The sequence below is a fragment of the Parashewanella sp. 2210YD4-3 genome, from assembly GCF_056591735.1.
This window is the reverse complement of sequence record NZ_JBWQOG010000003.1, coordinates 188818-214289: the sequence shown is the minus strand read 5'-3', so window position 1 is coordinate 214289 and position 25472 is coordinate 188818. Positions and strand designations below refer to the sequence as shown.

The 25472-nt window shown below is 37.7% G+C and carries 29 protein-coding genes and 1 tRNA gene; 15 read left to right on the top strand and 15 right to left on the bottom strand.

What is annotated here, in order from left to right:
• Window positions 1-45 precede the first annotated feature (45 nt).
• The 5 genes from AC1EU0_RS06225 to AC1EU0_RS06205 all read right to left on the bottom strand — a co-directional run bounded on the left by AC1EU0_RS06225 (window position 46) and on the right by AC1EU0_RS06205 (window position 3308).
• On the bottom strand, window positions 46-1419 hold the full coding sequence (locus tag AC1EU0_RS06225) for a serine hydrolase (protein ID WP_480301256.1): 1374 nt from the start codon (window positions 1417-1419) through the stop codon (window positions 46-48).
• Window positions 1420-1598: 179 nt separating this feature from the next.
• Complete coding sequence (locus AC1EU0_RS06220) at window positions 1599-1847, bottom strand: hypothetical protein (protein ID WP_480301254.1); 249 nt, start codon at window positions 1845-1847, stop codon at window positions 1599-1601.
• 200 nt (window positions 1848-2047) lie between these two features.
• Entirely contained in the window at window positions 2048-2425 is a 378-nt protein-coding gene (locus tag AC1EU0_RS06215; RefSeq protein WP_480301252.1) for an SET domain-containing protein-lysine N-methyltransferase, read from the bottom strand.
• A gap of 294 nt (window positions 2426-2719) precedes the next feature.
• Window positions 2720-3022 (bottom strand): hypothetical protein, encoded by a 303-nt coding sequence (locus AC1EU0_RS06210; protein ID WP_480301250.1) that lies wholly within the window; start codon window positions 3020-3022, stop codon window positions 2720-2722.
• A gap of 34 nt (window positions 3023-3056) precedes the next feature.
• Window positions 3057-3308: a hypothetical protein gene (locus tag AC1EU0_RS06205; protein ID WP_480301249.1), complete on the bottom strand. Its 252-nt coding sequence runs from the start codon at window positions 3306-3308 to the stop codon at window positions 3057-3059.
• 274 nt (window positions 3309-3582) lie between these two features.
• Here AC1EU0_RS06205 and AC1EU0_RS06200 point away from each other — a divergent pair, with 274 nt between their 5' ends.
• The gene (locus tag AC1EU0_RS06200; protein ID WP_480301247.1) at window positions 3583-4902 is read left to right on the top strand and encodes a flippase; all 1320 of its coding nucleotides are present in this window, start codon (window positions 3583-3585) and stop codon (window positions 4900-4902) included.
• Between the two features lie 24 nt (window positions 4903-4926).
• On the opposite strand, the gene AC1EU0_RS06195 is transcribed toward AC1EU0_RS06200, so the two are convergent.
• The 4 genes from AC1EU0_RS06195 to AC1EU0_RS06180 form a co-directional block, all read right to left on the bottom strand.
• The gene (locus AC1EU0_RS06195) at window positions 4927-6183 is read right to left on the bottom strand and encodes a Y-family DNA polymerase (protein WP_480301246.1); all 1257 of its coding nucleotides are present in this window, start codon (window positions 6181-6183) and stop codon (window positions 4927-4929) included.
• A 3-nt stretch (window positions 6184-6186) separates the two neighbouring features.
• The gene (locus AC1EU0_RS06190; RefSeq protein WP_480301245.1) at window positions 6187-6588 is read right to left on the bottom strand and encodes a LexA family protein; all 402 of its coding nucleotides are present in this window, start codon (window positions 6586-6588) and stop codon (window positions 6187-6189) included.
• A gap of 112 nt (window positions 6589-6700) precedes the next feature.
• Window positions 6701-7021 carry an antibiotic biosynthesis monooxygenase family protein gene (locus AC1EU0_RS06185; RefSeq protein WP_480301243.1) on the bottom strand — a complete coding sequence of 107 codons (321 nt, stop codon included), beginning with the start codon at window positions 7019-7021 and terminating at the stop codon, window positions 6701-6703.
• 10 nt (window positions 7022-7031) lie between these two features.
• Window positions 7032-8009 carry an alpha/beta hydrolase gene (locus AC1EU0_RS06180; protein WP_480301241.1) on the bottom strand — a complete coding sequence of 326 codons (978 nt, stop codon included), beginning with the start codon at window positions 8007-8009 and terminating at the stop codon, window positions 7032-7034.
• A 174-nt stretch (window positions 8010-8183) separates the two neighbouring features.
• On the opposite strand from AC1EU0_RS06180, the gene AC1EU0_RS06175 reads away from it, so the two are divergent.
• The 6 genes from AC1EU0_RS06175 (at window position 8184) to AC1EU0_RS06150 (ending at window position 14602) form a co-directional block, all read left to right on the top strand.
• A complete protein-coding gene (locus AC1EU0_RS06175) occupies window positions 8184-8378 on the top strand; it encodes a (2Fe-2S)-binding protein (RefSeq protein ID WP_480301240.1) in 195 nt (64 codons plus the stop codon).
• Window positions 8379-8621: 243 nt separating this feature from the next.
• A complete protein-coding gene (gene bfr, locus AC1EU0_RS06170; RefSeq protein ID WP_480301239.1) occupies window positions 8622-9092 on the top strand; it encodes a bacterioferritin in 471 nt (156 codons plus the stop codon).
• Window positions 9093-9103: 11 nt separating this feature from the next.
• Window positions 9104-9589 (top strand): bacterioferritin, encoded by a 486-nt coding sequence (gene bfr / locus AC1EU0_RS06165; RefSeq protein ID WP_480301238.1) that lies wholly within the window; start codon window positions 9104-9106, stop codon window positions 9587-9589.
• A 159-nt stretch (window positions 9590-9748) separates the two neighbouring features.
• On the top strand, window positions 9749-11683 hold the full coding sequence (locus AC1EU0_RS06160; protein ID WP_480301236.1) for a PrkA family serine protein kinase: 1935 nt from the start codon (window positions 9749-9751) through the stop codon (window positions 11681-11683).
• A 108-nt stretch (window positions 11684-11791) separates the two neighbouring features.
• Window positions 11792-13057: a YeaH/YhbH family protein gene (locus tag AC1EU0_RS06155; protein ID WP_480301235.1), complete on the top strand. Its 1266-nt coding sequence runs from the start codon at window positions 11792-11794 to the stop codon at window positions 13055-13057.
• A gap of 12 nt (window positions 13058-13069) precedes the next feature.
• On the top strand, window positions 13070-14602 hold the full coding sequence (locus AC1EU0_RS06150; RefSeq protein ID WP_480301233.1) for a SpoVR family protein: 1533 nt from the start codon (window positions 13070-13072) through the stop codon (window positions 14600-14602).
• A gap of 35 nt (window positions 14603-14637) precedes the next feature.
• On the opposite strand, the gene AC1EU0_RS06145 is transcribed toward AC1EU0_RS06150, so the two are convergent.
• A complete protein-coding gene (locus AC1EU0_RS06145) occupies window positions 14638-14976 on the bottom strand; it encodes a Grx4 family monothiol glutaredoxin (protein WP_480301231.1) in 339 nt (112 codons plus the stop codon).
• A gap of 210 nt (window positions 14977-15186) precedes the next feature.
• Between AC1EU0_RS06145 and sodB the strand changes: the two genes are divergently transcribed.
• On the top strand, window positions 15187-15771 hold the full coding sequence (gene sodB, locus AC1EU0_RS06140; RefSeq protein ID WP_480301229.1) for a superoxide dismutase [Fe]: 585 nt from the start codon (window positions 15187-15189) through the stop codon (window positions 15769-15771).
• Window positions 15772-15818: 47 nt separating this feature from the next.
• Here sodB and AC1EU0_RS06135 read toward each other — a convergent pair whose 3' ends face one another.
• Window positions 15819-16262 (bottom strand): hypothetical protein, encoded by a 444-nt coding sequence (locus AC1EU0_RS06135; protein ID WP_480301227.1) that lies wholly within the window; start codon window positions 16260-16262, stop codon window positions 15819-15821.
• Between the two features lie 229 nt (window positions 16263-16491).
• Between AC1EU0_RS06135 and AC1EU0_RS06130 the strand changes: the two genes are divergently transcribed.
• Complete coding sequence (locus AC1EU0_RS06130; protein WP_480301226.1) at window positions 16492-18741, top strand: hypothetical protein; 2250 nt, start codon at window positions 16492-16494, stop codon at window positions 18739-18741.
• 61 nt (window positions 18742-18802) lie between these two features.
• On the opposite strand, the gene AC1EU0_RS06125 is transcribed toward AC1EU0_RS06130, so the two are convergent.
• A tRNA-Ser gene (locus AC1EU0_RS06125) sits at window positions 18803-18892 on the bottom strand.
• A gap of 182 nt (window positions 18893-19074) precedes the next feature.
• Here AC1EU0_RS06125 and punR point away from each other — a divergent pair.
• The 6 genes from punR (at window position 19075) to AC1EU0_RS06095 (ending at window position 22232) form a co-directional block, all read left to right on the top strand.
• Window positions 19075-19977, top strand: a complete 903-nt coding sequence (gene punR, locus AC1EU0_RS06120; RefSeq protein ID WP_480301224.1) for a DNA-binding transcriptional activator PunR — start codon at window positions 19075-19077, stop codon at window positions 19975-19977.
• Window positions 19978-20161: 184 nt separating this feature from the next.
• Window positions 20162-20818, top strand: a complete 657-nt coding sequence (locus AC1EU0_RS06115; protein WP_480301222.1) for a Bax inhibitor-1/YccA family protein — start codon at window positions 20162-20164, stop codon at window positions 20816-20818.
• A gap of 61 nt (window positions 20819-20879) precedes the next feature.
• The gene (gene tusD / locus AC1EU0_RS06110) at window positions 20880-21269 is read left to right on the top strand and encodes a sulfurtransferase complex subunit TusD (RefSeq protein ID WP_480301220.1); all 390 of its coding nucleotides are present in this window, start codon (window positions 20880-20882) and stop codon (window positions 21267-21269) included.
• Window positions 21269-21622 (top strand): sulfurtransferase complex subunit TusC, encoded by a 354-nt coding sequence (gene tusC / locus AC1EU0_RS06105; RefSeq protein WP_480301218.1) that lies wholly within the window; start codon window positions 21269-21271, stop codon window positions 21620-21622. Before tusD ends, tusC begins: the two co-directional genes overlap by 1 nt.
• Before the next feature lie 11 nt (window positions 21623-21633).
• Entirely contained in the window at window positions 21634-21900 is a 267-nt protein-coding gene (locus AC1EU0_RS06100; protein ID WP_480301217.1) for a DsrH/TusB family sulfur metabolism protein, read from the top strand.
• Complete coding sequence (locus AC1EU0_RS06095) at window positions 21897-22232, top strand: TusE/DsrC/DsvC family sulfur relay protein (RefSeq protein WP_480301216.1); 336 nt, start codon at window positions 21897-21899, stop codon at window positions 22230-22232. Before AC1EU0_RS06100 ends, AC1EU0_RS06095 begins: the two co-directional genes overlap by 4 nt.
• Window positions 22233-22463: 231 nt before the next feature.
• Here the strand turns inward: AC1EU0_RS06095 and serS are convergent, their stop codons facing one another.
• The 3 genes from serS to AC1EU0_RS06080 are packed head-to-tail and all read right to left on the bottom strand — an operon-like array spanning window position 22464 to window position 25466.
• Window positions 22464-23750, bottom strand: coding sequence for a serine--tRNA ligase (gene serS, locus AC1EU0_RS06090; protein ID WP_480301214.1), 1287 nt, complete (start codon window positions 23748-23750; stop codon window positions 22464-22466).
• 17 nt (window positions 23751-23767) lie between these two features.
• The gene (gene crcB / locus AC1EU0_RS06085; protein WP_480301212.1) at window positions 23768-24142 is read right to left on the bottom strand and encodes a fluoride efflux transporter CrcB; all 375 of its coding nucleotides are present in this window, start codon (window positions 24140-24142) and stop codon (window positions 23768-23770) included.
• Window positions 24135-25466, bottom strand: a complete 1332-nt coding sequence (locus AC1EU0_RS06080; RefSeq protein ID WP_480301211.1) for a replication-associated recombination protein A — start codon at window positions 25464-25466, stop codon at window positions 24135-24137. Before AC1EU0_RS06080 ends, crcB begins: the two co-directional genes overlap by 8 nt.
• Window positions 25467-25472: the final 6 nt, after the last annotated feature.

The following is a 25472-nucleotide window of genomic DNA, read 5'->3' as shown; positions in this document are numbered from 1 at the left end:
ATAGCACCGATTCTTCTCCAAAACGTAACTTAACAGTCTTTACTCTTACTGTTTCCTACCCGGAATATTTTGACCATTTTGATGTAGGATCAGTCCCTTCACTGTGCCATCTTCATTGAAATTAAAAGAGATTTGAGCATCTACAACTTTATAATAGAATTTAGTCTCTGTTAGCGGGTAAATCTGAAATTTACTTTGATTGGTTGCTTGAGCCATCAGCTTACTACCATTAGTAGTAATTGTGATAAAAAATGTCGGAGCTAATTGATATGTTCCTACGTAAGATTTTAAAATAGCCTTAGAAACTTTAAGCTTAGGTTCATTCGCGTTTAATTTAATTGTAGGATCTAAAAGACTAAAGCCAATGTCATCAACACTTGTCGATGAATTTGTTAATACTACAACCCCTATTTTTCCATCACGGGTAAAGCCAGTGAAACTGCGGTATCCCCCGGTTCCACCGTTATGCCATATCAATTCTTTGCCGTTTCTTGAACTTATATGCCAGCCAAGACCTACAGCCATACCTTTGCCGACACCTTTGGTTATTCTTGGCTTATGAGTCATCTGAAAAGCTGATGATAATGAGGATTTTTGTAAGCCTATGTTAGCTGAAAGAAATAGAAGCAAATCATGAGTGCTTGATCGTATTCCACCAGCACCAACTAGAGCTTCAAAGTCCCAATTTTTCACTTCCAATCCACCATGCGAACCTTTTGCAAGAAGACCTTTCATTTTAGGCGATAACGTAATCCCTGTATTTTTAAGATCTAGATTATTAACGATGCGTTCTTTCAATAAGACCTCATAGCTTGAAGCATTATTTAGCGAAAGAATATGTCCTAGAAGTCCATATGCATAGTTTGAATATTCGTACTTCTCGCCTATTGGGCGTCGTAACTTATGCTCAGTCATAAAGTTATACATATCTTCAACCGAATAATCTGCATAAGGATCATTTGGGTCTTTGGGTGCCATGTTGCTAGGCATTCGGGGGAAAGATGAGGTATGAGTTGCTATGTCTACGAGTTTAATGTGTTGATTGTCATAACTAGGTACTTTAATTGTTTTTGGTAAATATTTTGTGATAGGCGAGTCAAGGCTTAGTTCTTTGTTTATGACCATATCGGCAAGAATAGTAGACGTAAAAACCTTTGAAATTGAACCTATCTCATAAACTGTGTGTTTATCAGGTGCATGAGTTCCATTAACTGACTTACTTCCAAAGCTATAATAATGTGAACCTTGGGAGTTAATAATACCAACCATTACTCCGGTATAACTTCCGTCCTCGACACGAGACTGAATAGTTTCTGTAACATCACTGGGGATATATTTTAGGTCTTTCCCCATAGAAGGCTGGATAATAAAAGCCATTGTTAAAACAGCTAAGTTGAACAAACGGTTAATTTTTCTCATCGCATCTCCCTTCCTTGTGGAGTTTAAGCATCAATAGTAGAATTTTGGTGTATGTTTTACATTTGCTTAGTATATAAACGACTTAGGGTTGACTAATTTTCACCCAGTGTAACATGGTGTACGGTTGGATTTGTATAACTTGTTCTTAGGTAAAATTACCTAGACGCGATTGAAACGAATTATTTTTCACTTCTTACATAACGAGACACTGCAAACAATAGTGCACCCCAAAAAACGCCTGAAAAAATGAGTAGTCCTAACTTAAGCAATAATGACATTTCCCCTATGGGCTCTCCAAGCACGTAAATGATGATTGATGTTGGAAAGAGTAAAATATTGGCCAACTCAGGGGAGACTTGAAGACCTATATATATTGTAACTAATGGCAGCAAGAGACCAATAACGAAGCCTATAATGGCATACTTCATTTACCACTCCTTTAACTAAATTTTTATAATCTCTGTGATTATGATGAAAGATGTCAACGAAAGCTAGAGGCCGTTCTCAATTAAAGAAATGTCTAGAGCTTCACTATCTCTATGCATTTCAACCATATACTGCTCTTTATGATTGCTAAATTGGTGACTTTAAAATGCTGATATGAACACTTGATTAATTGCAATGAGCATTAATTATCAAGATCTCGACAAGAATAGGTATTCATTTCTCGGTAATCCTGAACTAACTCCTCGCCTTTTGTAATATCTCTTAATGCGACAAGGTAACTATTATCTTTCCATGTAATGTTGGATTGTGTGGCATGATTGCAAAACCTAATGTTGTCGTGTGATAAATGCCAGTGACTTTCGATGTGGTTAAAGAAGCCAAAATGTTCTATAAACGCTTGCTCTTTTTCATCTAGTTCAGCAAATTGCTCTTTACTTAGGTGTAAATCTAATTCTGGTGTTTCAGTGTAAATGACTTGTCCTTTTTTTATCATTTGCTTTGTAAATAAACCAATCCCATGAATAGCACTTGGTTTGATGCAAACTGCAACATTAAACATTATGCTTCACCTCATACAAACAGATGTTGTTAGAGAAAATTCATACTTAGCCATTACTTGCATTAATTGGATGTAATTACCACATGTATCGTCTAGCACTACAATCTTTACCGTTCCTGATTCTTTGCGAGTGATAAAAAACCAACGCCTAACTCAGTTAATCTTTCATATTCACTATCCAAATCTTGCACTTCAAAAGCCATTGGTTCAAATAGTAACTCGCCTTCTCAAACTACAGAAAGCTAATGGGCAAATTAAAGCTTATTCGCAATATTGCCAATTTCTTTGTTGAACTCAATTAATGGCGTTAAATTGTTTGATTAACCACCATGCGATAAAGCTAGTGATAATTACCGCGAACCAGTATGTAAATGGCTTGTCCTTACGAGAGGCAGAATGAAGTCCATTATAATCACCTTGTGTATAGGTCATATTTCCAGTTATCAAACCTGAAAACACACAACCGATCAGGTAAAATGGAATACCTAAAAAGTACCCATGAACTTCAGTAAATCCATATTTGAGTGTTCCAAGGAAAACTCCAAACAAAGCAAAAAACATGGCTAGCTTAGGGTGTTTTGCATTTCCCTTTTTCATCGAACAACCATTGAATTGCTTACTTTCCAAACTATTATTCTTTTTCAGAACTGAATAGACCAATAAAGCTTTGTAATAACATATTTAAAATACCACTCGCTACATCCTCACTGTTCAGTTCATGATTCTTCAGGTCATGCGGTTTATCTTTATTTCTTGATTGAACGCTATCACTGACACCATTGCCAAGTGCATCAATCGACTTTTCAACGTGCAGACTTGTACAGCCAACAGAGAGAATCAAAAACGAAACTAATGAGGCTCTCTTTAAAAAAGCATTGAACATCTACTACAACTCCTTTGTGTATTAACTACCTCAATCGCAGCATTCAATAGTATTGAATATATTTAAAATCCACGTGACATGAAAGATATCTCTTCAAGTCAAGAACCTTTTGCTTACTATTTGAGCAGCCATGATTTTGAGATAAGTAAAAGTTTGTTTGCATTGCTGAACAAGGTTTACTCGATTCCTTCCATTGCTTTTTCAGTCTTATGCTATTTTTAAATAGCTAAATAATTTTTCATACCTTTCATCAATTAAGAAGTTTTTGGGTTTTATGGACAAAGCACATTCAAAAAATCAGTATCTACGCCGTGGCAGCATATTAATGCTAACTACATTTGCGGTAGGCTTCCTTACTGCGTATGCATTTAATGTATTACTCTCTAATATGTTAGGGCCTGTTGATTATGGGGATTATAAGATTGCCGAGGCTTATATTGCCCTTGGTAGTCTTGTTGTGATGATGGGAGGCTCACGTGCTACCGCGAGCTTTTTATCAAAACAAATAAACGATGGTTCTTGCGAAGGTGTATGGGAATATGTTCGCTTTTACATCGTATTATCAACAGTTTTGTCTGTAGTGCTTTTGATTCTGATCTATACGGCGCATCACTACCACCTTTCACTATACCCTGAAAAAGATTACCACCCTCTCATTATTGCAAGTCTTGCTCTGCCCCTTGTTGCCATGGCGGCCTTATTTGGCGGTATTTTACAATTAGCGAAACAGTTGAATTTGTCTTTTCTTCCTTGGCGAATTGGCTATCCTGGTTTACGGCTTGTTTTGTGTGGTGGATTCTTTTTAATTTTTGGCTCTTTAAACGATTTTGAAGCTGTAGGCCTTACGCTAATTGCTGCATTTTTGATTGCGGTCTTTTGTGCCTATCACACTCTTCGTTTGGGTTTAATGCCACTAAAACGAAATAAAAACTTTGTAAAACCTATTGAATGGTTGAAGATATCCACTCCGATGATGTTGATCATTGTCCTACAAACGTTTATGAGGCAAATCGATATTTATATGATTGAGTTTCAGTTGGATGAAATGTCTGTAGGGCATTATGCGGCAGCCATGACATCTGTTTCAGTAATTAACTCAGTACAATCGGCTATTTATGGTTTAATCACTCCTCTAATTATTCCTACGCTCGAATCCGGAAAAGCAGCCATCGTTCAAATGAACCGTAAAGCATTCTTTATTCTCTTGAAAACTGTTTTACCAACTTTCTGTTTACTCGGTCTATTCGGAACTCAACTTCTCAGTGTTTTTGGTAATGACGTAGAGAACACATACATTTGCTTGATGACATTAGCAGCTGGTTTTTGTATCTACAGCATAAATAGCGCCAGTGTTTTATGGCTTCAATATTCAGGTCAAGAAAGATGGTTAATGTACAACTTAATATTTACATTAGGGATAAACGCAACCTTAAATTATATCCTTATCCCAAGAATGGGTATTGAAGGCGCAGCTATTGCCACATCACTTTCTTTTGTCATTTCAAGCATTATTGTAGTAGTCAAACTTAAAAAACACTTAGGCTTCTTCCCTTGGACGGCGCCAGAGGAAAAAGCTGAAGTAGAAGCAGCCTAGATGTTCTATTTATGATTGAGGTTATTAACATCTGATTTCAGGAAGCCCTCGCCAACTGGTAGTATATTGCGGCGTTAAAAAATCTCGCCGCATTCCCCACTTTACTTGAGTTCCTTGAGCGGAAACAAATAAAGTATCTCTACCATAACGCTGATTAAGGCTATCCATCACTCCCATCAGTTCTGGTTTATCTATAGGTTTATTGAATAAATCCAGCTGCTGATGACTCATATCCACTAAATCTAATAACCCAACACCAACTTTGTAATAACGAACCCCATTTTCAAAAAGTTGCTCGATTACTTGAGACACGGCAGCACAAATTTCCATAGAACAATTCGATGGCCTAGGAAAACTTAATAAGCGTTTAAAAAAGCGCGGTTGCTTATCATGAGGAGAGCTGTGAGCAAAGATCAGCATTTGGGTACAACCAGAGCCTTGTTTTCGAGCTTTAGCCACTGCAATACCTGCGTGTTTAGATAATGCTTGATGTAACTCTGCTTTATTAGTGATTCGATTACCCATGCTGCGAGTAGAAAAGATTTGTTTACTGTCCGCTTTTACCTCATCCCAGTGTTTGCAACAAATGCCATTAAGTTCATTAATGGTACGCTCTACTTCAACACTAAATTGTTTTCTGGCTAATTTAGCGGGCATCTTAGCAAGCTCATAAGCCGTATTTACTCCTAGTAACCTCAGTTTTATAGATAACTTGCGACCTATTCCCCACACGTCTTCAACATCGGTAAGCTGTAAAAGTGAGGCAATACAGGAAATAGAGTCTAGTACGCACACGCCGTTATATACTCGATGTTTTTTTGCCGCATGATTTGCAAGTTTTGCTAAGGTCAATGTCGAACCTATACCGACGCATACTGGCAGTCGAGTTTCTTTCCAGACGGTTCTTCTGATCAACTGTCCATGATCCACTAAATCTGGAATTGTTTTTGCGGTATTTTTAAGCGACAAGAACGTTTCATCAATTGAATATATGTGCTGTTCAGGTGCAAAGCGTCCAATGGTTTGCATCAATTTGGAAGATAAGTCGGAATACAGTTCATAATTTGACGAACAAACAATAATCCCTTTCTGTTCACATAAATGACGGGCTTGAAAATACGGAATAAACTTTTTTATTCCGGCTTCTTTGGCAAGACGGTTTGCTGCCACAATGCAGCCATCATTATTACTTAGCACTATGATTGGCTTACGGCGCCAATCAGGTCGGAATACGGCTTCCGCAGAACAATAAAAGCTATTAGCGTCAACAAGGGCAAACATTGATTAGCCCAACAATGCGCTAACGCGATGGCAACGAATTGAACGAATAATCACTCCTTCGATAGAAAACTCATCGTACTCATTTACTGTAATTGCTTGATATTGTTCGTTGGCAGAAAGCAGCTGCTTACGCTTAGCGTCATAAATCTTACAGACAAACTCACCATTAAGGTTAGCCACCACAATATCCATATGCCGACGATGAACATGCCTGTCGACAATCAAAACATCATTATCAAAAATCCCAACACCTTGCATGCTATCTCCTTTCGCTCGGCCAATAAAAGTCGCGCTAGGATGCTCGATAAGCAACTCATCTAGACTTAATGTCAGCTGTGAGTATTCTGCAGCTGGGGATTCAAAACCTGTTACTCCTGCTTGAGCATATATAGGAATTATCTTCATATATCGATACACTGTTTATTTATACAGTATATATTAGCAAGGATTATCAGATAAGGTAAAGATCAAATAAATTGTGATAACGACTGCAGATAAATCTTATAGACTTCCTTCATCATTTAAAGCTGTATTCTTTTTCTACTCTAACGATGCGAGTTGTATATTCTGAATACCACTTTTCCTTACCCAATTGCTGCGCTTTCATATGATTTTGATTGTTTTTCCAATCTTTTATTGCTTGTAAGCTTTCCCAGTACGATACGGTTATACCTATAGACTCGCGAGCAGACTCTACGCCAAGAAATCCCGGTTGCTGTGCAGCTAACGTCATCATGTGATTTGCCATATCGGCATAACCATCTTCAATGTTGGATCTCACTGAAGTAAAAATGACCGCATAATAAGGTGGCTTTGGTGTATTACATATTAGACTCATAACACTGCCCTTACTCCGATTGAATAAACGGTAATATATGACTCGGTTGTGGTGGACTAACACGACCTGTGGTGATCGCTTTTATCATATGTTCTATGACAGGGCTTGCCACGCCATGCTTATTATCAAGAAAATAACTATGCCCTTTTAAATCAAACTTGTTATTAAAATTATCACAATCAATTTCATAAACATTCTTTGGTAACTGTTTTAAATCATTAGGTCCCGTCATTCCCATTCGACGCGATAAACATTTATGACGTAAATTAGCTAATTTTGAGGCGGGCATAGCCAAGTCATCTCTGGCGAAATAAACACATAGATTACGCGCTGAATCGCTCAAGTAGTGACCAGGTTTGTTAGCCTCTAAAATTTGATTATCAACATCAGCGGCCACCATAAAAATATTTCGAAATAGCAATGGCATATTATTAGAATTATATTTCGTCGCCCAGTCAGCTATCGCATTTACGAGTACTCGATTCCCCATAGAGTGAGCTAATACATTCATCCGCTTAAAACATGGATGCTGTTGTTGCTCAGCCTCTCGACGCCATTGTTCAAATTTACCCAATAGTCTTGAAAAAGCTGGGCCACTGGCATCAGCAGCATCTTGATCATCCCAATAATCATCAATAAAGGCTAAGGCAGAGTCATCATCACACGGCCAAATGATTGGGATAACTTCCACCAGCTGTGATGATTGCTGATTAATCAAGTTTTGAAGCTTATTGGCATTTTCAAAAACATCTGGCTCCATATTGTTATTAAAGCCATGAATGTAAAACAAAAGCTGAGTATGAGCAGGTAAGGATTTTAAATGCTGAAAGAAATCATGATGCAGAATTTCGGTATATTCATCGGCATTATGGCGCTGACAAAAATACAAGTACTGTGATACTGCAGTATTTTGATAATCAAAACTGATCCGTCTACCTTTACGGGAGCGCGCCGACTGTTTTGGAGTTCGGTTGGTGATAAATAACAAGTTAGTATCCCTTTGCCAACATATTTAACAATCGATCTTATGGCTGTTTTGTGAGCAAGGTCAACTTAATTTAAAGAGATAAACCTAAAACTCGACCCTTGGTATTGATAATGATTCGCATTGTGAATACTATCTATACCTAAATCGATAAGCAGAAAAATAAGAAATTAGAGTATGTATGTTTGCGTTTGCCATGGGATAACTGAAAAGGATATACAACAAGCCATAAATGATGGTGCGGAGCATGTTAAAGAACTGCGCGATTCTTATGATTTAGGCACCGATTGCGGTAAGTGCCTCTACCTAGCAGCCAAAATATTGAAAGATAATAAAACAGACCTAAATTACGACTTAGCTAAGGCAGTGTAAGCGTTTAAATATACAGGAGCTATTCTGCTCCTTCCGACCTCCCCATCCAATTCAAAAATATTCACACAAATGCTATTTTTATAAAAAACAGAAATCAGTTCAATTCTCATAAAGGTTTATTCTTTTTTATTATAACCCACTTCATGTCAGTTATATTCAATGGTTCTTGGCAAATATCTTAAAAAAGCTTTATAACTCCTCACAGAAAACTCCTATCAAAAATCTTGAAACAAGGTTATCGATATGAAAACAGATCAAAGTATTATTAAAGCGCTCAACAAGGTTCTGACTATAGAACTTACCTCCATCAATCAATATTTTCTTCATGCTCGAATATATAAAAACTGGGGACTAGAAGAACTCAATGAAAAAGCTTACTCAAAATCGATTGAAGATATGAAACAAGCTGACACCATTATAGAGAGAATATTGTTTCTTGAAGGCTTACCCAATCTACAACATCTAGAAAGATTGAGAATTGGGGAACATACGGAAGAAATGCTCAGCTGTGATTTAGCCTTACAAATGGAACAAATAGAGTTATTGAAAAAAACCATTGAGTATTTTGAACAACAACAGGACTTTGTCTCCCGAGAGTTATTGGAATCTATTCTTGAGTATGAAGAGAACTACATAGATTGGATTGAGACACAAATAATGCTTATCAGTCACATTGGTATTCAAAACTACCAACAAGCCAATCTAGAGCATTAGGGAGCGTAATTATGAAAGGTGTAACTAAGATCATTAAATTACTCAATAAGCAGTTAACCTTAGAACTCACTTCAATGGATCAATACTTAGCGCATGCAAAGCTCTATGAGGATTGGGGCATTGATAAACTCCACGCTAAATTAACACATGAGTATGAAGAAGAATTAGCTCACGCTAAATCGTTAATAGAAAGGATCATTTTTTTAGAGGGACGAGCTGATACGGCTTCTAGAGAAAAAATTAAGGTCGGAAACAATGTAAAGCAAATGCTTGAGTATGATTTGCAAGCTGAACAACGAGTAGCCGAAAGCCTAAGAGACATTATTGCTGAATGTGAAACTGAAGGCGATTTTGTCAGTCGAGAAATATTAGAGCGTTTACTTAATGATACTGAGATGGACCATATCTATTGGCTTGAGCAACATCTTGGACTCATCGAAAAAATCGGCATCAGAAATTATATTCAATCACAAATGACCACATCACCTTCTATGTAATTATTTGCAAATAATTCTTCATTACCCCCCTACTTTAAAATTTTGACACAACCTTTGCATTTGCAAATGTTATTGTTTTTATTGGGTTTTATGGAAAAATCGTAACTTGCTTCTAGACTTGAAAGAGTAAGACACTTCACTATTCTTTTGGGGGCATTCATGAGTATTTTCGAGCAATACCAACAACGATATGAACACAAACGAGACGAAGAGTATACGCTGGAAGCATTTTTTGAAATGTGTAAGGAAGATCCAAGCTTATATTCATCACCTTCAGAAAGATTACTAGCAGCCATTGGCGAACCAGAACATATCGATACATCAAAAGATTCTGTGCTAAGCCGAATATTTAGCAATAGAGTTATTCGACGTTATCCCGCTTTTTCTGAGTTTTATGGCATGGAAGAAGCCATTGAACAAATAGTTTCATACTTAAAACATGCAGCACAGGGGCTAGAAGAATCCAAACAAATTTTATACCTGCTTGGACCGGTGGGTGGTGGTAAATCATCTTTAGCCGAGAAGTTAAAATCGTTGATGCAGCAACAGCCCATCTATGTATTAAGTGCAGATGGCGTACCTAGCCCAGTAAATGATCATCCATTTAGCTTATTTGCCGCAGATGAAGACGGTAAAATACTTACAGATTCCTACAACATCCCTTCCCGCTACTTAAAAACCATTATGTCGCCATGGGCCGTAAAACGCTTACATGAGTACGAGGGCGATTTATCGAAATTTAAAGTAGTGAAAATGTATCCCTCAATACTGGATCAAATAGCAATCGCTAAAACCGAACCCGGAGATGAAAATAATCAGGACATTTCATCGCTGGTGGGTAAAGTTGATATCAGACAACTTGAACACTTTTCTCAGCACGATGCTGATGCCTATGCTTACTCTGGTGCCTTATGTAGAGCTAACCAAGGCTTAATGGAGTTTGTGGAAATGTTTAAAGCACCGATAAAGGTGTTACATCCACTACTGACCGCAACTCAAGAGGGTAACTATAACGGAACAGAAGGATTATCAGCATTACCCTATAATGGAATAATTCTCGCTCACTCCAACGAATCAGAATGGGCCAGCTTTAGAAATAATAAAAACAATGAAGCTTTCTTAGATAGGGTTTACATCGTCAAAGTCCCCTACTGTCTAAGAGTTTCAGAAGAAATGCACATCTACGAGAAACTGCTTGCGAACTCAGAATTAACGGAAGCACAATGTGCACCGTCGACATTGGAAATTTTGGCTAAATTTGCCGTGCTTTCACGGATGAAAGTGCCAGAAAACTCGTCAGTATATTCAAAAATGAGGGTATATAACGGTGAAAGCCTTAAAGATACCGACCCTAAAGCAAAATCATTTCAAGAATACCGAGACTTTGCAGGTGTAGATGAAGGGATGTCTGGGTTATCCACCCGATTTGCTTTTAAAATCTTATCTCGTGTATTTAACTTTGATCAATCTGAAGTCGCAGCCAACCCAGTACATTTATTTTATGTACTCGAAAAACAAATCGAGCAAGAACAATTTGCGAAAGATGTGGGTGAGCGTTACCTAGAGTTTTTAAAAGGTTACTTAATCCCTAACTATGTTGAATTTATAGGGAAAGAAATCCAAACCGCCTACCTTGAGTCCTATTCTGAGTATGGACAGAACATTTTCGATCGCTACGTAACTTACGCCGATTTTTGGATTCAAGATCAAGAGTATCGTGATCCTGAAACCGGGCAATTGTTTGACAGAATCGCGTTAAACACCGAACTGGAGAAAATTGAAAAGCCTGCGGGTATAAGTAACCCGAAAGATTTTCGTAATGAAATTGTCAACTTTGTATTGAGAGCTCGAGCCAATCATGGTGGTAACAACCCTCAATGGACCAATTACGAAAAACTTCGAACGGTAATTGAAAAGAAAATGTTCTCTAATACCGAAGATTTATTGCCAGTCATTTCCTTTAATGCCAAAACCTCTACTGACGATCAACGTAAGCACGATGACTTTGTGAATCGAATGATGGAAAAAGGCTATACCAAGAAGCAAGTTCGATTACTTTCTGAATGGTATTTAAGGGTTCGTAAGTCATCTTAACAGTGCTAACCAGAACCCATAAAGGATACTTGTCGTTTATGGGTTAACTGACGAAATCTGGCTGAATGGTCGGGTGTATTCAAGCTCTATGATTACAAAGGAGTGACTATGGCGAATTTTATCGACCGTAGGCTTAATGCCAAAGGCAAAAGCACAGTTAATCGACAGCGATTCATCGAGAGATACAAAAAGCAAATTAAACAGTCGGTTAATGATGCAATCACTAATCGAAGTGTCACCGATGTTGATTCTGGAGAAAGCATAAAAATCCCGACGAAAGATACCACTGAACCATTTTTTCATCATGGTGATGGTGGCATTAGGGAGCAAGTTCATCCTGGTAATAAAGAGTTTGTAAAAGGTGACAAAATTCCTAAGCCACAACAGGGACAGCAAGGAGAAGGTGAAGGTGACGCCTCTGACTCAGGTGAAGGACAAGAAAATTTTGTTTTTCAGATATCTAAAGATGAATATTTAGAACTGTTATTTGAAGATCTTGAGCTCCCTAACTTACATAAAACTGATAATGCCAAAATTGTGGAAACCCAATTAAACCGTGCTGGCTATACAACTGACGGAGTTCCTACCAACATCAATATTGTCAGATCGTTAACCGCCTCTTTGGGTAGACGAATCGCGCTAAGTGCAAGCAAAAAACAAGAATTGAATAAGAAAAAAATCGAACTCGCAGAGCTATTAGAAATTCCTGGTGCAAGTATTGACGAAATTAATGATAGACAGCAGCACATTGCTGAACTTAAAAACAAAATTAAAAAAGTACCCTTTATCGATACATTTGACCTTAGGTATAACAATTACAAAAAACATAACGTGCCGACCTCTCAGGCGGTTATGTTTTGCTTAATGGATGTATCCGGTTCAATGGATCAAGCGACAAAAGACATTGCTAAACGATTTTATATCTTACTTTATCTGTTTTTAACCCGTACTTATGAAAACCTAGAAGTGGTGTTTATTCGGCATCATACCCAAGCTAAAGAAGTCGATGAGCAAGAGTTTTTTTACTCACAGGAAACTGGCGGAACCATCGTATCAAGCGCTCTTAAATTAATGCATGAAATTCAACAGCAACGCTTTCCAGATAATGAGTGGAATATATACGTCGCACAAGCTTCAGATGGTGATAACTGGGCTGACGATTGCAGCAAATGTATAGATATATTGAATAAATCGATTTTACCCGTGTGCCGCTATTACTCATACATAGAAATTACACAGCGGGCGCATCAATCACTGTGGCGGCAATACGAAAAGTTAGAAGCCGAGCTAGATAATATGGCAGTGCAACATATCAAAACTGTGGATGATATTTACCCTGTTTTTCGGGAGTTATTTAAAAAGCGCGTTGTTTAAGGGAGTAAAATTATGACAGAGCAAACATTACCATTAAGTGATGGTCCTGAATGGACTTTTGAACTGATCGAAGAATATCAGCACCATATACGCGAAGCAGCTAAGCATTTTGGGCTTGATACCTACCCTAACCAAATTGAAATCATCACAGCAGAACAAATGATGGATGCATACTCCGCAATAGGTATGCCAGTAAACTACACTCATTGGTCATTTGGCAAAAAATTTATTCAAACAGAGCAAAACTACAAGCGTGGCCGTATGGGCTTAGCTTATGAAATAGTGATTAACTCTGATCCTTGTATTTCATATTTAATGGAAGAAAACACCATTACCATGCAAGCCTTAGTTATGGCTCATGCCTGTTATGGCCATAATAGTTTTTTTAAAAATAATTATTTATTTCAAACTTGGACGGATGCTAGCTCGATAATTGACTACCTAGTATTTGCTAAAAACTACATTGCGAAGTGTGAGTTAGAGCAAGGCACGACAAAAGTAGAAGAAATACTAGATTCCTGCCATGCTCTTATGAATTATGGTGTTGATAGATATAAACGCCCTTCTAAATTGTCGATACAAAAAGAAAAAGAGAAACAAAAACAACGAGAAGACTATCTACAAAGTCAAGTAAATGACCTTTGGCGTACCTTACCTGCCACAGAAAAAAGCTCTACATTGAACCAAGAGCAAAGATTCCCGCCAGAACCACAAGAGAATATTTTGTACTTTATTGAAAAAAACGCGCCACGGTTAGAACCATGGCAGCGTGAAATCGTAAGGATTGTTCGTAAAGTATCGCAATATTTCTACCCTCAAAAACAAACACAGGTAATGAATGAGGGTTGGGCTAGCTTTTGGCACTATACATTACTTAATCATTTATACGATCAAGGCGTAGTTACCGATAGGTTCATGTTAGAGTTTTTAGAAAGCCATACAGGCGTGATCAAACAACAAGCATTTGATAGTCCTTATTACAGTGGCATTAACCCATACGCCCTTGGATTTAATATGTTTATGGACATTAAGCGAATTTGCCAAGAACCTACAGAAGAAGATAAGTATTGGTTCCCTGAATTAATAGGAAAAGATTGGTTGGAAACCATACACTTTGCAATGAAAAATTTTAAAGATGAAAGTTTTATTAGCCAATACTTATCACCAAAACTCATTAGAGAATTTAAACTTTTCGGGGTACTCAATGACTCTGAAAAGGATCATCTTACGATTTCAGCCATTCATAATGAGCAAGGCTATAGAGAAATCAGACAACAGTTATCGCAGCAATATAACTTGTCGAACCTTGAACCCAATATCCAAGTACACAATGTGGAAGTTAATGGGGATAGATCGCTGACCTTGCGTCATGTGCCATACAACAAAATGCCATTAAATGATGACCACCAAGAGGTGCTTAAACATATGCACAGACTTTGGGGTTTTGATGTTCATTTAGAAGAGCAGAAGTTTGATAACGAAATCGTTTATCTTGGTAGTTGTCCAGAACGGAACACAAGTAGTGAAAACAGTAAGCCTGAATAAGAGTAAAGCCGCGTTTGCGGCTTTACCAAAATAGACTATTCAGCATCTTCTGATTTGAATTTTGCTGCTGTTTCTTTGATGATTGGCTGTAGCTCACCTTTTTGGAACATATCAACCACAATATCACATCCGCCGATAAGTTCGCCTTCAACCCAAAGCTGTGGGAAAGTAGGCCAATTTGCATACTTTGGCAGTTCAGCGCGAATATCTGGGTGCTGCAAGATATCAACATAAGCGAACTGCTCACCACAATTGATCATGATTTGTGCAACTTGAGAAGAAAAACCGCAGCTTGGTAACTTTGGTGAACCTTTCATATATACGATGATTGGATTTTCTGTAATTTGCTGCTTAATTTTTTCAACCGTTTCCATAGTGTTTCCTATTACAACAACATTGTCTCTTTACTATTGTACTTCAGCAGCAACAATAACAAAAACCTATTATTTTTGTGGATTTAGATATGAACCAAAATTTACCCAATAGCGTATTAATTTATCAAACAATGATTCACATCAATGAATTTATAAGTACAATAAGCAGTTGTGAGCATACTATAATTTAAGTCAACGGAGATACAACTAATGGCTTTTGAATTACCAGCACTACCATACGAAAAGAACGCACTTGAACCACATATCTCTCAAGAAACTATTGAATACCATTATGGTAAGCATCACAACACTTATGTTGTGAAGCTAAATGGTTTAGTGGAAGGTACCGATTTAGCAAATAAATCATTAGAAGAAATCGTAAAAACTTCTACAGGTGGCATCTTCAACAATGCGGCACAAATTTGGAACCACACATTCTATTGGCACTGCCTATCTCCAAATGGCGGTGGTGAAGCAACTGGTGCGATTGCAGATGCTATCAAATCTTCATTTGGCTCATTTGAAGAATTCAAAGCTGAGTTTACCAATTCAGCAATTAATAACTTTGGTAGCTCTTGGACTTGGTTAGTTAAAAAAGCAGATGGTAGTTTAGCTATTGTTAATACAAGCAATGCAGCAACGCCATTAACTGAAGCAGGCGTTACCCCTCTACTAACTGTAGATTTATGGGAACACGCTTATTACATCGACTATCGTAATGTTCGTCCTGATTACATGAATGGTTTCTGGGCTTTGGTTAACTGGGAATTTGTAAACGCAAACTTCGCAGGTTAATCAAAAACATATAAAAAAGGAGCCGTTGGCTCCTTTTTTATTGAATTTCAAATAATTTTTCTTAAATAAACTCTATTTTCTGTTTCTAGGTAACGACGAAACCCTAGTCGTTCATATACTTCAATTTGAGGATGATTCAGTCTAGCTTTGCTTATGACTTGAGCGCCTGATATAAGAGGCTCTATGATCAATTGCTCTATTACCGACGTAGCAATTTCATCGTCATCGTCGTCATACCATAGAACAAACTCTTCTATAACCAGTTCAGTATCAGTATTTTTCATTGAGATATAACCAATATCAACGCCTTGATATGTGATAATTTTCGAGTGACACTGATAAAACTTACTTCGCTTTATTCTGGACAACTGCTCCCTATCATTTTGATAAGGCCACAAAGCGTTTAAGTGTTCTTTTAATTCATTCACATTTAGCAAATTGATGAAGTTCCAATCCTGCGTGCCGGCTTCTCTATACATTAGATCAGGCATACTTAACCTCTATTGAGTATTTAAAAGACTTGCCTGTCAAAGGGTTTCTTGTTCCGTTAAATTAAGCCTAGCAATCGATTATGTGTTGGCAGTTAAGAACAGGTTAAAGTTCCTTAATTGACAATTGTTACAGCACTAAAAAATAAGGTCTAAATTTTCAGATCGAAAATATTATTCTGACTAGCCCTACAAATTTAGTTAATAAAGATTAACTTGATCATCTTCCTCAATGTTATTAAATCAAGGTCTTAAACAACTAACTGGACATTCAACTATGGCTGCCCCTCAAATGACCGTTGCTGGTGGTAAAGATACAGCTATTCAGCTCGATGCAGTCAAATACGACGTTGAAGAGTCAGAGCACATAAGCATAAATTACAAGGAAATGGCATTTGATATCGGCTTTAATGTTGTCTGGTTTGTTGCCGTCGCAGCGCTTGAGGGAACTGCCGCACCATTAACACTTACCATTCAACTAGCGATGGTGATATTTTTTAGCTTATCTACACATGGCGTTAAGGAAATAATGCCTAAAACGATAAGAGAAAATCCTATTGCCGACTTCACAATTGATACTGCTTGTTTTGCGACTACCTTCGCGATTCCATCCAGTGTAACGGCAACCAATAAAACAATCTCAATCTGCAAAAAACTTACGGCTTTTTTTGGGGCCCGAATTGGAGCAAAATTTAATATTGTTGCAATGGATTATCTAGAGATAAAAAAAGGAACGGCGACACACTTCATTGGAAAATTAGTCGGAGGTGTTGTTGGTGGAGTTGTCGCAACTTTGGGGTTCGATTTTTGTGTTGACTCCCTAAGGGCTAAAGGCGTTCTATCGAATGAGAATGGAAATACTATAACACTTGATGATCATGTAAAAGAACAAAAACCTTTGGATAATGACCAAAGCCCCCATGAACATATTAGAGTAAAAAAAGTCAGCCCTTCTCCAAATATTTCAGAACCTTCACCACCTGAAACAGTAAGTGAATGCATAGAGCCAGAAACAATTACGTTCGAAGATGGAGAAAAGCAATACCTCTACGATGCAACAGGAGTTAATCCAAATAGTTTAGCAAATATTACATTTGCAATCGATACTAACAAAAAGTGTAAAATGACTATGTATTTACCTTCTCCTGGTGAAGCGTGCAACTTAGATGTAGAAGCCTATGCGTGGGCAAGCGAAAAGTGTTTAGAACTAGTTGGATGTGCGAATGGAAAATTCGGTGTTCGTCAAAATTGTTTTTTACCAGAAGGAAATATTGGGCCAACGTGTTTTCAAATTCAAGGAACACCTTTGACACATCATTTATTACAAGAACATGAGGGCTCTTTTCTTCACAAATTACCGTTCTGTGAACCAGAGAAACCAGATCCAACTGCAACCTTCGCATTTCCCGAGCCAACTTCAAGCGAACATTATTCAATGCTCGAAAGTCTATTAAGTTCAAGAACTGAAGTATATATTTCAGAAGGTGTCACAGCTTATACAGATAGTAGTAACATTTTATATATGACCCTCGATTCAACTTCATCAATTGAGGATCTGATACAGACAATATTCTTGTCAGAAGATATTTCAAAAATAGTTACACAATCGACAACTTTTATAAGGCCATCATCAATTCCATCACCAAGCCCTAATCCAAATGATTGCACAGTGTATATAATCGTTGGAGGAATAGTACTAAGCCTTGTAGTAGCTACAGGGTTAACAATTACAGGACTAGTTTTCGCAATCAGAAAAGCACTCAAGCCTAAAGATGCTGAAGATTTAGAAAGGCTTGTTGAGAACAATTCTGATTTAACCGAAGAAAATATTGAGTCTAAAGAGACAGAGGATACTGAAAGTACTTCAGATGCAAACAAAACATCAACAGATTTAAATATCCCAGTTGAGAATCAATCTAAACTAGATAAACTGGTTAGATACTTTAGATGGAATAAAACGCCTGCCCCAAGAGAAAGAATCTGGCAGCAACCCATAAATAACAATTCTGTAGTTCATTCAAATATTAATCCTATTTATAAACCCGCTTGGGTTTGTTATCAAAATCCTACTTTTGTACCTACAGAAGCAGACTCTAGTTCTATGAGCAACAAAGGAAAAACAAGCGTATCAGGTGATAATCAAACTAGTGGCTTTGGTAGTTTGACAACCATTACACATGATACAGACGCTTCAAGTATCGGAACTCAGCCATGGCTAGAGCAGAGCTATCAATACGATGAAGACATACATAGAGTAAACCCAATATTTGATGACGGATTAGACAGTGACAGTTCATTTTCAACAACAAATGAAGGTGAATCGAAAGAAGGCTCCGTTGTAATTCAACGCTCTAATATCGAAAGTAAACAAAATTCTCAGACTCAGAATTTAGATAAAAGTGAAGATAATGAAACTGAAGAACCAGAAGTTACGTTTGTAGATGATATAACCGATGATGAAGAACCATTAGTTAATAATTGATGAAAAATTCAATAAACAGTAATTACGAAAAAGCCGCTCAGTGAGCGGCTTTTTCTGAATATGGCGGAGGAGCAGGGATTTGAACCCTGGAACGGGATAAACCGTTGCCGGTTTTCAAGACCGGTGCATTCGACCACTCTGCCACCCCTCCGAACGCGATGAATAATATAGATATGCCATATCCATGTAAAGGCAAAATTAAGCATCGGAAGATCAACTGCACAACTAACAAACAATAGTTCTGGAAAATAGATGTATTTTATTGAATAAAATATCAAATAACTCTATTGTTAACGCAGTGAAAAATATTGAAGGCAATGGAAAGTCATTACTATGTTATCAGAGTCTACTCTACGTTTAATTCATACTGTAGCTGATCTAGGAAGCTTCACTGCAGCAGCAAATCTATTGAATAAAGTGCCCTCTGCTGTTAGTTACTCAATTAAACAGGCTGAAGATGAGTTAGGAATCAAAATCTTTATTCGTCATCATCGTAGCGTGAGCCTTTCCCCCGCTGGTTCTCACTTTGTGCAAGAAACACGGAATCTACTACTTCAACTAGATCAAATAAAAACTAGCACTCAACGCATCGCCAACAATTGGCGACCAAGCATTGCAATTACTTTTGATAATGCTCTTCGTGCCGATAAGATCAGTGCCTTAATTGGTGACTTTTACAAAGCCTTTAATGACGTGGAGCTTACTGTAAAGCTTGGTGTATTTAATGGTGTATGGGAAAGCTTAGTGGGTGGAGAATCTGATATTGCGGTTGGTGCAACTACTGCTATCCCCAATGGTGGAAACTATAAATATAGGGATATGGGCGAAATCAATTGGGTATTTTGTGTTGGTGCAAAGCATCCTATGGCAAATGTAGAGTCACCGCTAACGGCTAACGACCTACAACAATTTCCTGCAGTTTGCGTTGAAGATACAGCAAGAGAAAGTAAAAAACGTGAGTTATGGCGACTACCTAATCAGCGACGAATAGTTGTACCTGATTGGATACGAGCAATAAATTGTGTGGCAACAGGCCTAGGAGTCGGTTATTTCCCTGCTCATTTAGTTGATATTTTCATCCAATCTGGTCGATTAAAAGCAAAAACGGTTGAAAATCCATTGCAACAAGAAACTTGCTGTATTGCTTGGCTCAGTGACAATAAGTCCGAAGCATTAACTTGGTTAGTCGATTACTTTGGAGACACAGAAAACCTAAGAAAACAGTGGCTTAGTTAATTTGTATTAATATTTATTTGCAAGTTTGTTTTGAAACAATGAATCTAATCCTTAAAGAAATCTTCACATGCAATAAAAGACTTAAGATGATAAAAATGATAGAGTTTAAATATATATGAACTCTTTGTGGTTATAATCATCTAAAATTAGAGAATAACTCGTTTCGTTATCAAAGGAGAATGAAATGAACCAACAGACTGTCTACTCTAGTCGTGCTTCTTCGCTAGAAGTCAATAAAATGTTGAAAAACACTTATATGTTGCTTTCAATGACGTTAGCTTTTTCAGCTTTATGTGCTGGTTTAGCTATGGCTATGAATATTAGCCCACTGATGTCAATTGGGCTTTCTATCGGTGGCTTGATCTTACTATTTGTTACCCTTAAAAAAGCAGAGGGCGCATCTGGCATTTTCTGGATATTTGCTTTTACAGGCATGGAAGGTGCTTCCTTAGGTTACCTATTGAACCACTATCTAGCGCTGGCAAACGGTCCATCGCTGATAATGCAAGCTTTAGGCTTAACTTCAGCCATTTTTATTGGCCTGTCTTTTTATGCTTTAACCACAAAGAAAGATTTTTCATTTTTACGTGGTTTCCTGTTTGCCGGTTTAATCGTCATGGTTGTCGCTGCAGTCGTTAATATCTTCCTTGGTAACAGCATGTTATTCATGGTGACTAATGCTGGTATTGCTTTATTGATGACCGGGTTTATCTTGTTTGATACTAGCCGAATCGTAAATGGTGGCGAAACGAACTATATTCGAGCCACAATTTCTTTATATTTAGACTTCTTAAATCTGTTTATTGCACTTTTAAATTTACTTGGTGCAAATAGAGACTAAAAGTCTGAACCTGATTAGGATAAAATGGCTCGCTTATGCGGGTCATTTTTTTAAGTTCAATATGAGCAAATTTGTAATTCAAGTTACCTCGAATGCTTATGGCGATCCTGCTTCATTCAGAGCAATCGAAACAGCCAAAGCCATTATCGAATCAGAGCATGAGTTGACTAAAGTATTTTTTTATCAAGATGGCGTTACTCATGCAAACGCCCTGCTTTGCCCTGCATCTGATGAATCTAACATTAATCGACAATGGCAAACTTTGGCTTCAGAATATAAAGTGCAATTAGTGTGTTGTGTTTCGGCAGCCTTACGCAGAGGTATAGTTGCACAACAAGAGGCTAGCGAAGAAGAGCTAATAGGCTTTAACGTTGAGCCCCCCTTTATAATGGCGGGACTTGGTGAGTTAGTAACAGGTCTGGAAACCGCAGATAGAGTGATCACCTTCTAATGAAAAAAATAACTGTAATTTTTAGCTCTAATCCTGCAAATAATGCCGTGGGTCGAGAAGGTTTAGATTTCACAATGCTTAGTGCTAGCTTTGAACAACAAATCAGCGTTATTTTTGTTGATCAAGGAATATTGAATTTAATCAAGCAGCAACCAGAATCTAATGGCGGAAAAGATTACATATCGACACTAAAAGCCCTGCCACTTTATGATGTTGAGAACATTTATTTTTGCTCAGATTCGCTGTCAAAGTTTAACTTAACAGCAGAAGATTTCATTATGGATGTGGGTAGTCTTAGCAAAATAGCGATATCAGAACATATTGATAATGCTGATGAAGTATTGGTTTTTTAGGTTGGTAAATTATGAATTTACATATTATCCAAAAGCAAGCAAATGCCCTTTCTTTATGTATTACCTATACAAATGCTCAGGATCCTTTAATAGTAACAAGTCAGTATCTACCTGAGCTTTTATCTACTTTAAATGGTCTTGATAATCGAAAGGTTTATATTTTAGAACAAGACGTTAAAGCATCTGGATTAGGTTCATATTTGAAGGAATTCGCAGTTATTAATTATCAGCAATTTATTGAATTAAGTTTAACGTGTAAAAAGGTAGTAACTTGGTGAACCAACTAGAAATTAGCAATAAAGTTATCGCAACTGACAAACAAGGATATCTCATTGACTATAAGGAGTGGTCAGAAGAGTTGGCTCCTATATTAGCTACATCTGAAAAGATTGAATTGAGTGATGCACATTGGGAAGTAGTAAGATTTGTGCGAGAGTTTTATCTTGAATACAAAACTAGCCCAGCTATAAGAGTATTGGTTAAGGCAATTGCAAATAAATTAGGCGAAGAGAAAGGAAATTCAAAATATCTTTACAAGCTTTTCCCACTTGGTCCAGCCAAACAAGCAACCAAAATTGCAGGGTTACCTAAACCAGCTAAATGTATTTAAATTTGTATAAGTCAACGTAGCGTTGAAGAACGCGTTGTAACTGAATACAGTGCGTTTTATTACAACCAGAACTTGGGGTTCTCAATTTCACCATTTCTTCATCCAGCTTAACTTGGTATAAATAATTATTGATCTCAGCTGGAAAAATATACACGAAAGATCAGCACGACCTTTATTCTCCAATAAAAAAGCCTCAAAAAGAGGCTTTTTATAATAGATCAAGTTTTTAGCTTAGCCTATCTTTTTAATGCCACCCATGTAGCTTCTAAGCGCTTCTGGTACTGTAATAGAACCATCTTCATTCTGGTAGTTTTCAAGAATAGCCACTAAGGTTCGCCCAACTGCAAGACCAGAGCCATTTAATGTATGCAGTAGTTCAGTTTTCTTATCTGACTTTCCTTTATAACGCGCTTGCATACGACGAGCTTGGAAGTCTTTCATATTTGAACAGGAAGATATCTCACGGAACGTATTTTGAGCAGGTAACCATACTTCTAAATCATATGTTTTGCTTGCACCAAAGCCCATATCACCTGTACAAAGTGACATAACACGATAAGGTAATCCTAAAAGCTGAAGAATCTTTTCAGCGTGACCTGTTAAGTCTTCAAGAGCTTGCATCGAATTCTCAGGCTTAACGAGCTGAACTAACTCAACTTTATCAAATTGATGCTGACGAATCAGGCCTCGAGTATCACGACCATAAGAACCTGCTTCACTACGGAAACAAGGTGTATGAGCAGTAAATTTAATTGGCAATTCTTCTTCGTTAACAATTGTGTCACGAGCTAAGTTAGTTAAAGGCACTTCTGCGGTTGGGATCAGGCTAAGACCTTGGCCTTCTTCAGTTGCAGGTTTAGTGTGGAATAAGTCTTCACCAAACTTAGGTAACTGGCCTGTACCCAGTAAACTATCTGCGTTAACTAAATAAGGAACATAAGCTTCAGTATATCCATGCTCAAGGGTATGCGTATCTAGCATAAGTTGAGCTAGTGCTCTGTGCATACGAGCTATTTGACCTTTCATCACGATAAATCGTGAACCAGTAAGCTTAACTGCATTTTTAAAGTCTAAACCTTCTAAAGCCTCACCTAGATCAACGTGATCTTTAACCTCAAAATTAAATTCACGAGGCGTACCCCAGCGGCGTACTTCAACATTTTCAGCTTCATCATTACCAATAGGCGCTGATTCATCAGGTAAGTTAGGTAGTGTCAGTGCAATTCCACTTAATTCATCAAGTAGAGAAGCCAATTCCGCTTTTTTAGCGTCAAGTTGATTTCCAAGGTCACCAACTTGAGCAAGAATAGGCTGAATATCTTCACCTTTAGCTTTAGCTTGACCAATGGACTTTGAGATCGAATTACGCTTCGCTTGTAGTTCTTCTGTTTCAACTTGTAGGGATTTTCTGCTTTCTTCAAGTTTTGTTATACGGGCAACATCTAGGATAAAACCGCGAGAAGCTAACTTTTCAGCTGTAACTTCAACTTCATTACGAAGGTATTTAGGATCTAACATGATTCAATTCTTATTGTTTAAACACGAGACAAAATGAGCTGCTGACCAGCATATACCATTAACAGACATAAACTGACATTGAGCAACACGTTCATTAAAGCTTGAATAATCTTGCCCTCCTGCATAAGCAGAAGAGTTTCGTTCGAAAAGGTAGAAAATGTAGTTAATGCTCCTAAAAAACCAACTGCGATTAACGCCTTTAGTTCGTGGGAAAGATGCGACACCTCTCCGACTGCAAAAACAACACCCATCAAAAACGAACCTATGATATTAACTGCAAGTGTACCAAAAGGAAATCCTGTTCCAAATACTTGAAGCATAAATAATGAAATCAAATACCGTAAACAAGCTCCAATAGCACCACCAAGAGCTATAAAAGCAATATTATTCATAGCGTTTTACCGTACTTTGCTGATCTATTTCCTTTAAATCATGCAATTTTTGTTTGATTCTCTTTTCAAACCCATGCTCTGTTGGAGAGTAAAATGCAGAATCTTTTATCACTTCAGGGAAGTAGTTTTCACCTGCGGCGTAATGATTAGGCTCATCGTGTGCATATCGATACTCGGCACCATAACCTAGGTCTTGCATTAACGATGTCGGAGCGTTTCTTAAATGAACAGGAACGTCTAAACTACCGGTTTCTCTTGCCAATGCTCTTGCTTGTTTATAGGCGGTATAAACTGAGTTGCTTTTAGGCGCACATGCCAGATAAATGACTGCTTGTGCAATTGCCCTTTCTCCTTCTGATGGGCCTACACGGTGAAAACAATCCCATGCATTCATTGCTACAGTCATTGCATTAGGATCAGCATTGCCTATGTCTTCAGACGCGATTGCAAGTAATCTTCGGGCAACATATAAAGGCTCACCACCACTTTCTAATATGCGACAATACCAGTACAAGGCTGCATCAGGTGCAGAACCTCGAACTGATTTGTGAACAGCAGAAATCAGATCATAGAACTGATCTCCTTTTTTGTCATAGTTAGCTACTTGATGACCAGCAACTTGGTTTAGGGTCTCAATAGAAAGTGAAGTGCCAACTTCAGACATATCAGACATTAACTCTAAAAGATTCAACGCCCGCCGCGCATCACCATCACTGTGTAGTGCTAACTTTTCAGCGACATCATTTGGTAATGTAAGCTGTTTGTCACCTATTCCACGTTCTTTATCAGATACGGCTCTTTGACAAAGGTTAATAATATCGGAATCTTGTAGACTCTTAATCAAATAAACCCTAGCACGAGAAAGCAACGCTTTATTTACTTCAAAACTTGGATTTTCAGTAGTAGCACCAATAAAAATAACCGTGCCATCTTCAATGTAGGGTAAAAAAGCATCTTGCTGACTTTTATTAAAACGGTGTACTTCATCTACAAAAAGTAGGGTTTGCTGACTACGTGACTGGGCAATAGCTTTGGCTTGCTCAATTGCGGCTCGAATGTCTTTTACACCCGATGATACAGCAGAAATACGCTCTACATGGGCATTAGTATAATGTGCAATGAGTTCAGCTAATGTGGTTTTCCCTGTTCCAGGAGGCCCCCAAAATAGCATCGAATAAGCTCGACCATTTTCTAAAGACTTTCTTAATGGTTTATCTAAACCAAGAATATGATTTTGACCGAGATACTCATCAAACGTTTGTGGCCGCATTCTAGCCGCAAGAGGTCTGAAGTCAGGAGAAAAATCAAAAGTTAGACTGCTCACCCCGCC